Origin of the sequence: Cyanobium sp. WKJ7-Wakatipu (genome assembly GCF_024345355.1) — a bacterium.
GTDB classification, from domain to species: Bacteria; Cyanobacteriota; Cyanobacteriia; order PCC-6307; family Cyanobiaceae; genus Cyanobium_A; species Cyanobium_A usitatum.
This window is the reverse complement of the sequence record NZ_JAGQAY010000016.1, coordinates 45812-52678: the sequence shown is the minus strand read 5'-3', so window position 1 is coordinate 52678 and position 6867 is coordinate 45812. Positions and strand designations below refer to the sequence as shown.

Here is a 6867-nt window from a genome sequence, read left to right as displayed (position 1 = left end):
GCGGCTGGCAGGCTTTCAATCGATCCGCACCGGGATGCAGTCGGTGATGCACGACATCACGGCGCTGATGGCGATGGTCATGCGCAGGACACAGCCCAACCCTTGCTAAGACTTTGAATCAGCCCTGGGTGGGGTGGGGTTTTCCGCTGTCTTCAAGTTGGCTTCCCGCGCTTCCCCATCACGCCGCCAGCAGCAGGTTTTGCTCAGCAGGCCCAAGCCCTCAGCCGTTCTGCACCCAAGGCCCGCGAGGCCCTGGTTCGCTCCGCTCCCCGCAGCCGAGCAGGCGAGCCTCCAGTTCCCTATCTGCGGCGCTTCATCACCGGTGCCCTGCAGCATCACCTGCGCGATGGGTGCGGCTGGTGCGCATTCCCCATCGCCTGCTTCAGGACCAGAAGCTCGACGTGGATCACTGATCTGAAATCAGGAAATACCCCATGGCCCGATAACCCCGCAGCCGCCGCTCCCACATGCGTTGCGGCACCGGATGGCCGAGGTCGAGCCAGTCGATGATCCGCACGCTGGTTTTCCCCGTTTGATGCCGGTGCAGGCGGCCGGCGTACTGCTGCAGGGTGCCCTTCCAGGACACGGGCATTGCCAGCAGCAGGGTGTCGAGCGGTGAATGGTCGAAACCCTCACCCACCAAACGCCCGGTGGCCAGCACGATACGGGGTGCCTCCGGTGGCAACGCTGCTAGCGCGGCCAGGGTGGCGCTGCGCTGGCGTGCGCTCAGGCGGCCATGCAACAGAAACAGGTTCGGTACCTGATCAGTTAGAGCGTTGGCGATCGCCGTGATATGTCCGGTGCGCTCACTGAGAAGCAGTAGCTTCCGGCCCGCTTCCCAGCAGGCGAGGGCCTCGGCCACGATCCGTTCGGTGCGTGATTGATCCTCCACCAGCCGGCGCATCAGCTCCTGGATCGGCAGATCGGCGGGCAGCCCCTCGAGTTGATGGGTGCGGCTCACCAGTTCCAGGGTCTGGGGCGCTCCGGCGGGCCGCTGGGCGGTATAGCGGATGGGTCCGCATTGCATAAAAATGATTGGCTGGAGACCATCGCGGCGAACCAGGGTGGCCGAAAGCCCCAGCACGTAGCGGGCCTTCAACTGCTTGAGGATTGCCTCAAAGGAGGAGGCGGCGATGTGGTGACACTCGTCGACGATTACCTGCCCGTAGTTCTGCACCACGGGGTTCACCTCCCCCTTCCGCACCAAGGACTGCATCACGGCGATGTCGAGGCGGCCGGAGGGTTTGGCCTTGCCGCCACCGATGCGACCGATCGCTTCAGTGGGGACGTCTAGGAAGGTTTGCAACCGCTCCTGCCATTGACGCAACAGCTCGGCCCGATGCACCAGCACCAGGGTGTTGACCCCGCGGCGCGCCAGTATCGCTGCTGCTACAACGGTTTTCCCGAAGGCTGTCGGCGCTTGCAGCACGCCGATTTCATGGCGCAGCATCGCTTTCACCGCGGCTTCCTGGTCAGCGCGCAGCTGGCCCACGAAAGCCAGCTCCAGCGGTGATCCCTTCTGGCGTTCATCCACCAGCTCCCAGCCGATCCCCTGCTCCTGCAGCAGAGCCTGCACTGGCTCCAGGCAGCCGCGCGGCAGGGCGATGTGTTGCGGGAAGTTTTCGGCGCAGCCGATCACCCGCGGCTTGTCCCACACCGATTGGCGCATGGCCTGGGCTTTGTAGAAGGCGGGATTAGCAAAGGCCGCCAGGCGGATCAGGCGATTGAGCAGCGGCTGCGGCAACCCCGAGCGCTCCACATACAGCCGATCGGCCAGGGTGAGGCTGAGCGCCGCCGGCAGCGGCCCGCTGATCTTTGGCACCGGCGGAGGTGTCAGCCATGGGGTCGCCAGGTCCTCCGCGTCGATGAAGGCGAGATCGAGGGGATGGCCGCCGCCGCTGGCGCCCTGAATCACGCTCTGTAACCCCGCTAACGACAAGCGCTGCAGAGTCGCCAGATAGGCCCACTGGTCGGGATAGGGGTGCAGGTCGTCATCTACGAATACGCTGCAACCCCGCTGCCGGGCCTCCTTCTGCAGCGGCAGGGCGATCAGATTGCCGAAACCGCCCTTCGGCAGGGTGTCCTGGTTGGGGAACAGCCGGTCGTAGGAGCTCAGCTCCAGCTGGCGTGTAGAGGAGCAGGTATGGCTGATCAGGGCGGCCCCCAGCTGGCGAGCCTCCCGCGCCGATACGGCCTCCTCGAAGAACACCCACACGTGGGCGCCCTCGCCGGAGCGGGAGATCTCCAGCGCTGCGGGCACGCCCAGCTCTCGGCAGGAGCGCAGAAAGCCCCGTGCGTCGTCCCGCCAGTCCTGCTCGTCAAAGTCGACAGCCAGCAGGTGGCAATGGTCGTTTTCCAGCAGGGGGTAGAGGCCGAGCGTGTGGTCTCCGGCCAGATGGCCATAGATCGCTTTATCGCTGAGGGGCAGCAGCTCCCGGTATTGGCAATCGCGGCAGGCCACCCGCGGCTTTTCGCAGATGCCCTGCCGCCATTCATTGGCGCAGGCAGGCCCGTAGCCGGAGCGACCGCTGCTGGTGCTCTGCCAGCGCAGGGCATAGACGTCACCGCGTCCGCGGAAGAGACGCCGGAACAGGGCCAGCTTCTCTTGGGTTGAAGCGGGACCCTTGACTGGGGCCTGGAGTGAAATCGGCGCAGGCTCAGATGGGCCAGGTGTGCCGGGGCTCCAGGCGATGCCGTGCGTCTCCAGCAGTCCAATCAGGCGAGCGTTCTCCCGGCGTAGTTGATTGAGCTCAGTGGGTTTGGAGTCGGCCATGGCATGGATCTCTCAGGCCAGGCCGATTCCCAGCACTCCCAGCAGCGCCCGTTCCAGCTCCGCCAGTTCCTCGGGGCTGAGGGTCGTAAGGGGGCCATCGCCCAGGCGGGAGCGATCGAGGGATCGAGGCTGGTCCGCCATCGCAAAGGAGTCGCAAAGAAGGCGGTCGCGGCTGCGGATTGGGACCCGCAGCGCCCGAGCGCCCGGGCGGTCTTGGGTGGTCAGGGGCACCACGATCACCGTGGCCAGGCCGGCATGTGTGATCGGATCGGCCTGAACGATCACCACTGGACGCAGCTTGCCCACTTCCGCGCCCTGATTGGGATTCAGACGCGCCACCCAGATCTCACCCCGATGTATCAGCGCCACCACTGCTGGGGCATCGGCTGTGCGGGTTGGTCCTGGGAGGCGGCCACTTCCGCCAACGCCAGGGCTTCGCTGTCGGCCGGCAGGAAATCTGCCGCCACATGCAGGCTTTCGGCTCGGGCCGAGGCATCGCTCGCCAGCGCTTCGGCGGCAGCGACGAGCCCGGCCACCAAGCGCTCCTGCTCCCGGCGGCGCAGCAGCTCTTCCAGGGCTTCGCGGATCAGCTCCGAGCGCGGCTGACCGCAGTGGCGGGCCTCCTCGCCCAGTCGGCGCTCCAGCTCGTGGGGCAATCGCAGGCTGAGCGCTGCCATGCGTGATGTGCTGACAATATGTATTCCATCCTGTCATGCACGAGGTGGTGCGGCAAAGTCTTCTCAGCGCTGATCGGCCTGCTGGTAGCCAGCATTGCGCTCCCGCTTGCCTACTGCCACAACAAGCACCAGCACCTCGCAATCCCGCACTTCGTAGACCAAGCGGAAACCAGCGGCGCGCAGCTTGATCTTGTAGCGATTACCGGAGCCCCGCAGCTTGCTGGCGGGAATCCGCGGTTCGATCAGCCGTTCGGCCAACTTCTTCTTGAACTGCTCCCGAATCCCTGCGCTCAGGGTCCGCCATTCCCGCAGGGCCTCGGGATGAAAGGCCAGCTCATAGCTCATCGAAGCTGACCGGCAGCGGCTCCTGCCCATCCGCCAGCCGGGCATCGGCAATGCGGCCCAGCTTCAGGTCTTCCACGAGATCTATGAGCTCCTCGTAGGCCTTGGCAGGAACGCAGTAGAAGGCCGGCTCATTGCGGTTGAGCACCGCGACCGCCATCCCTTCAGCGGCCGCCACGGTGGCCATCGGGTTCTTTTTGTGTTCCGAGATGCTTACGGCGGTCTCGGTCAGCACGCGATGTGCCATCAGAGGATCAGGACGGGTCAGAACCGCATCTTAGGTCGCCAGTCAGGTCTCAGGTTCGGTCGATCCACGGCGACAACCCGGGCCGATTAAGGACGGTCAAATCAGGCCATGAAACGACCCGGAGGTGAGAAGCCCTGTGAGAAGGTTGAACTAATCCTGGGTATTAGCTGTCATTCACAGTCAACTTCTGGCGTGCTGCCAGCGAGTGCCAAGCGAGATGATCGCTTGAGAAACAATAAATTTTCAGGCCTGGACTAAAAGCGGGTGACCGGACTCGAACCGGCGACGTTCAGCTTGGGAAGCTGACATTCTACCACTGAATTACACCCGCAAGGTGTATAAATTAAATTAGCAGAGTCTTGGGGAGAACGGCGCAAAGCCTGCTCTCCCCGGACGCTTGCTCAGCCCTGGGCCAGGGCTGCTGCACAGGCGGCTACGCCAGCACCGGCGCAGCCTTTGTGTAAGCCCAGATCCTGCAGGGTTGCTTCGATTGCAGCTACGGCTGTGAGCACATCGCGATCACAAACAAAGCCCAGGTGGCCGATGCGGAACACCTTGCCCTTGAGGTGATCCTGGCCGCCAGCCAGCAGGATGTCGAACTTTTCTTTCACGGCTTTGCGCATCGCTTCGGCGTCGATGCCTTCTGGCGCCACGGCGGTGATGGCCGGGCTGCCACAGCCCTCCGCGGCATAGAGGGGCAGACCAATCGCCTTCATACCTGCTTGGGCCGCGGCCCGGTGACGGGCATGGCGGGCGAAGATCTTTTCAAGACCCTCTGCCTGCATCATTTCCAGTGCTGCTTCGAGGGCGAAGTAGAGGTTGATGGCCGGGGTGAAGGGGTTGCTGTCGGCATGGGCCGATTTGCGGTATTTGGCCAGATCCAGATAAAACTTCGGCAGATCGGAGTGCTTGCAGGCTTCCCAGGCCCGGTCGCTCATGGCCACGAAAGCCAATCCCGGCGGCATCATGTAGCCCTTCTGGGAGCCGGAGCCGATCACGTCGATGCCCCAGTCCTCCATGGGCACATTGCAGGCACCCAGGCTGGTGACGCAGTCGGCGATGCAGAGGGCGGTGCCGTGGTCCTTGACGTGCGAGGCGATGGTCTGCAGATCGTTGATCACCCCAGTGGAGGTTTCCGAGTGGGTGATGATCACGGCCTTGATCGCTTTGGCAGTGTCGGCTTCCAGGGCGGCGCGGAAGGCCTCGGGGTCCAGGGGCTGGCCCCATTCGGCCTGGATCACCTGCACATTCAGGCCATAAGCCTTAGCCAGCTTCACCCAGCGCTCGCCAAACTTGCCGTTGTCGCCGCAGAGCACCGTGTCGCCCTTGCTCAGCACGTTGATAATTCCAGCCTCCATGGCAGCGGTGCCGCTGCCCGTGATCACCAGCACGTCGCCCTTTGTCTGATGCAGCCACTGCAGCTGTTGGGTGGTGCGCTTAACGATTTTCTGAAAGTCAGCGCTGCGGTGGCCGATCGGATGGCGGCCCATGGCAAGCAGGACGCGTTCCGGCACCGGGGTGGGGCCGGGGATCATCAGGCTGAGTTTGTCCTGCATGGTTAGGGGATACGGCGGGCGGCGGCGGACCGCACAATCAACCACCATAAAAAACAGTGTTCTATTGCCCGTTGCTTGAGCTGAACCAAATCGACGCTGCCTCGGCGGATGCCACTGCCGGATACACCGTGCCGGTGTGGCTTACGGCCGCAGCCCGGGCGGCCCTGGTGATCCTGCTTGGCCAGCCCTGGCAGCGTCACCAGCCCCTTTGGCTCCATCCCGAAGCTGAGGCAGCCGGCGAGCTGCCCGCCCGGGTGCCGGTGCAAGCGGCCGCGCCCTTGGCCGATGGCTGGGTGCTGGCCATGGCCTGCTGTGATCCGGGGCCGGAGGTGCTCGACCTCACCCGTGGCTTGCAGCTATGGGTGCAATTGCGCTGGCTGGAGGGGCCAGGCAAGTGGCTCGAGTTGCGGGCCGGCGAGGGGGTGGGGGTGCTGCAGGCCAGTGGTGAGGCGTGCGTGTCTGCCTATGCCGAAAAGCTGCTCGAGTGCAACCTGCGGCCCCTGGTGCCGCCGGGAAGGCGTTTGGAGCTGCAGGTGGTGATTCCAGAGGGCCGGCGTCTGGCCGAGCGCACCAGCAATGCGGCTTTTGGGGTGGTGGATGGCCTGGCCTTGATCGGCACCCAGGCTGAGGTGCAGCGCAGCGCGGGCCCCGACCAGCTGGCCCAGGCCCTGGCGGCTCTGCGCGAACGCGCCGCAGCGCCTGCTTTCTGCGGTGATCTGGTGCTGGTGATCGGTGAGAACGGGCTCGATCTGGCGCCCAGGCTGGGTTTGCCACCTGAGCTGCTGCTCAAGGCGGGAAACTGGCTCGGACCGCTGCTCGTGGCGGCGGCCGAGGCCGGGGTGCGCCGCCTGCTGCTGCTGGGTTATCAGGGCAAATTGATCAAGCTGGCGGGCGGCATCTTCCACACCCACCACCACTTGGCGGATGGCCGATCCGAGGTGCTCACGGCCCTGGCGGCCTTGGCCGGGCTGGGGGGTGAATCCTTGCAAGCTCTTCACGATGCCCCCACCGTGGAAGCGGCCCTGGGGGAACTGGCCCAGCGGGACGGGCCGCGAGCCGAGCGCCTGCGTAAGGCCATTGCTGCGGCGGTGGAGCAGCGCAGCCTGCGCTATCTGGCCCGCTATGGCCAGGAGTCGATGGCGGTGGGGGCCGTTCTGTTTGATCGCTCTCGCCAGATCTGCGGCCAGGGACCGGTTGGCTTGGAATTGCTCACGGCTTTACGCAGCCCTGCCCGGAGCGACGCCTAGGCTGGTTCGAATGCTCCAGGGCCCA

The 6867-nt window shown here is 65.0% G+C and carries 7 protein-coding genes and 1 tRNA gene; 1 reads left to right on the top strand and 7 read right to left on the bottom strand.

Annotated features, from left to right (window positions below; all coding sequences use genetic code 11):
* Positions 1 to 406 precede the first annotated feature (406 nt).
* The 7 genes from KBY83_RS10205 to KBY83_RS10175 all read right to left on the bottom strand — a co-directional run bounded on the left by KBY83_RS10205 (position 407) and on the right by KBY83_RS10175 (position 5595).
* Complete coding sequence (locus tag KBY83_RS10205) at positions 407 to 2773, bottom strand: TOTE conflict system archaeo-eukaryotic primase domain-containing protein (protein ID WP_255019451.1); 2367 nt, start codon at positions 2771 to 2773, stop codon at positions 407 to 409.
* A 12-nt stretch (positions 2774 to 2785) separates the two neighbouring features.
* Complete coding sequence (locus KBY83_RS10200; RefSeq protein WP_255019450.1) at positions 2786 to 3142, bottom strand: type II toxin-antitoxin system PemK/MazF family toxin; 357 nt, start codon at positions 3140 to 3142, stop codon at positions 2786 to 2788.
* Positions 3133 to 3450, bottom strand: coding sequence for a ribbon-helix-helix protein, CopG family (locus tag KBY83_RS10195; protein ID WP_255019449.1), 318 nt, complete (start codon positions 3448 to 3450; stop codon positions 3133 to 3135). Before KBY83_RS10195 ends, KBY83_RS10200 begins: the two co-directional genes overlap by 10 nt.
* A gap of 63 nt (positions 3451 to 3513) precedes the next feature.
* Positions 3514 to 3795 (bottom strand): type II toxin-antitoxin system RelE/ParE family toxin, encoded by a 282-nt coding sequence (locus KBY83_RS10190; protein ID WP_255019448.1) that lies wholly within the window; start codon positions 3793 to 3795, stop codon positions 3514 to 3516.
* Positions 3785 to 4039 carry a type II toxin-antitoxin system Phd/YefM family antitoxin gene (locus KBY83_RS10185; protein ID WP_255019447.1) on the bottom strand — a complete coding sequence of 85 codons (255 nt, stop codon included), beginning with the start codon at positions 4037 to 4039 and terminating at the stop codon, positions 3785 to 3787. The genes KBY83_RS10190 and KBY83_RS10185 overlap by 11 nt, the downstream gene beginning before the upstream one ends.
* Positions 4040 to 4298: 259 nt before the next feature.
* A tRNA-Gly gene (locus KBY83_RS10180) sits at positions 4299 to 4370 on the bottom strand.
* A gap of 70 nt (positions 4371 to 4440) precedes the next feature.
* On the bottom strand, positions 4441 to 5595 hold the full coding sequence (locus KBY83_RS10175) for an alanine--glyoxylate aminotransferase family protein (RefSeq protein WP_255019446.1): 1155 nt from the start codon (positions 5593 to 5595) through the stop codon (positions 4441 to 4443).
* A gap of 89 nt (positions 5596 to 5684) precedes the next feature.
* Between KBY83_RS10175 and cbiD the strand changes: the two genes are divergently transcribed.
* Complete coding sequence (gene cbiD, locus KBY83_RS10170; RefSeq protein ID WP_255019453.1) at positions 5685 to 6842, top strand: cobalt-precorrin-5B (C(1))-methyltransferase CbiD; 1158 nt, start codon at positions 5685 to 5687, stop codon at positions 6840 to 6842.
* Positions 6843 to 6867 lie beyond the last annotated feature (25 nt).

Excerpts from the sequence above, each read along its gene's own strand:
- KBY83_RS10190 (WP_255019448.1), bottom strand. The coding sequence starts at position 3,795 with ATGAGCTATGAGCTGGCCTTTCATCCCGAGGCCCTGCGGGAATGGCGG.
- KBY83_RS10185 (WP_255019447.1), bottom strand. The coding sequence starts at position 4,039 with ATGGCACATCGCGTGCTGACCGAGACCGCCGTAAGCATCTCGGAACAC.
- KBY83_RS10205 (WP_255019451.1), bottom strand. The coding sequence starts at position 2,773 with ATGGCCGACTCCAAACCCACTGAGCTCAATCAACTACGCCGGGAGAAC.
- KBY83_RS10175 (WP_255019446.1), bottom strand. The coding sequence starts at position 5,595 with ATGCAGGACAAACTCAGCCTGATGATCCCCGGCCCCACCCCGGTGCCG.
- KBY83_RS10195 (WP_255019449.1), bottom strand. The coding sequence starts at position 3,450 with ATGGCAGCGCTCAGCCTGCGATTGCCCCACGAGCTGGAGCGCCGACTG.